The following is a 1,284-nucleotide window of genomic DNA, read 5'->3' as shown; positions in this document are numbered from 1 at the left end:
AGCTTTCTTCCTGGCCCAGTTAAAGGGGCTATTATTCTGATTTTAGTTATTCTGAACACTTTGCTCTGGATGCCTATTTTAGTCGTTGGCGCTCTGCTTAAGATCATCATTCCCATCAATATCGTCAAAAAAATTGTGACTAAAACCCTTATTGCCTGTGCAACAAACTGGGTTTCTATGAACAACTTTTTATGGCAATGTTTCTGAAGGTTGAGTGGGATTTTACCAGTGTTGAAGGGCTAACAAAAAATGATTGGTACTTTGTAAATTGTAATCATCAATCTTGGTCAGATATTCCAATCACTCAAAAAATCTTGAACCGCAAAATCCCTATGCTTAAGTTCTTCCTTAAAAAAGAACTTATCTGGGTACCGATTATTGGCATCTGCTGGTGGGCTTTGGACTTCCCTTTCATGAAGCGCTCCACTCCAGCACAAATAAAGAAAGATCCATCACTTGCCGGTAAAGATCTGGAAACCACACAAAAGGCTTGTGAGAAGTTTAAAACAACGCCAGTATCAGTATTTAACTTCCTCGAAGGTACTCGTTTCACACCGGAAAAGCATGCGCGCCAAGAGTCCCCATTCACAAACCTGCTAAAGCCTAAAGCGGGTGGAGCAGCTTTTGTTCTAGGCAGTATGGGCTCTCAAATGAATACCATGCTGGATCTTACAATTGTTTACCACGATAAAGATATCGGACCGTGGGATCTCTTCTGTGGTCGTATTTCGAAAGTAACCGTCCATATTAACAAAATAGAAATACCTAAAGAGTTCTTAGGTAAAGACTATAGTAGCGACCCTGAGTTTAAAGCAGCTTTTCAAGCTTGGTTAAATACACTTTGGGAAAATAAAGATCAGCTAATTACGGATATTAAAACACGTAATAATATCAACTAACGGTAGGAATAAATCCGAACTCATATCAGCCCGAAACAATCATCTTGCTTCGGGCTTTTTTGTGCCTCTTAGCCTGACCGGCAGCCCGGCATTTAAAGCATCCATAATTAAGCCCGGACAGGCCGGGCTATATCAAGCATTCATAGCCTAGAGTGTGAGATAAACACCTAGATAGCCAACAACACCTAATACCACAGTATATGGCAAGGCCATAACCACCATCTTGCCATATGATAAACGCACCAATGGCGCTATCGCAGAGGTCAACAAGAACAAGAAGGCCGCCTGACCATTTGGCGTTGCAACACTAGGTAGGTTTGTTCCGGTATTAATCGCTATGGCAAGCTTTTCAAAATGCTCGCGACTAATAGAACCGGCATCAAAG

General features: G+C 41.6%; 1 protein-coding gene and 2 pseudogenes. 2 read left to right on the top strand and 1 reads right to left on the bottom strand.

The genetic code is table 11. The features are described from left to right. Together A3763_RS29355 and A3763_RS00890 are read left to right on the top strand one after the other, a co-directional pair. Nucleotides 1-207: pseudogene (locus A3763_RS29355) on the top strand (acyltransferase); the annotation flags it as partial. Further along, on the top strand, nt 192-899 hold the full coding sequence (locus A3763_RS00890; protein WP_082880329.1) for an acyltransferase: 708 nt from the start codon (nt 192-194) through the stop codon (nt 897-899). The pseudogene A3763_RS29355 and the gene A3763_RS00890, both read left to right, overlap by 16 nt. Nucleotides 900-1,046: 147 nt before the next feature. Here A3763_RS00890 and nhaB read toward each other — a convergent pair. After that, a pseudogene (gene nhaB, locus A3763_RS00885) lies at nt 1,047-1,284 on the bottom strand (sodium/proton antiporter); the annotation flags it as partial.

This window comes from Oleiphilus sp. HI0128 (genome assembly GCF_001635365.1).
The sequence above is the reverse complement of the archived record's forward strand: the minus strand, read 5'-3'. Positions and strand labels throughout refer to the sequence as shown.

Excerpts from the sequence above, each read along its gene's own strand:
- A3763_RS00890 (WP_082880329.1), top strand. The coding sequence starts at position 192 with ATGGCAATGTTTCTGAAGGTTGAGTGGGATTTTACCAGTGTTGAAGGG.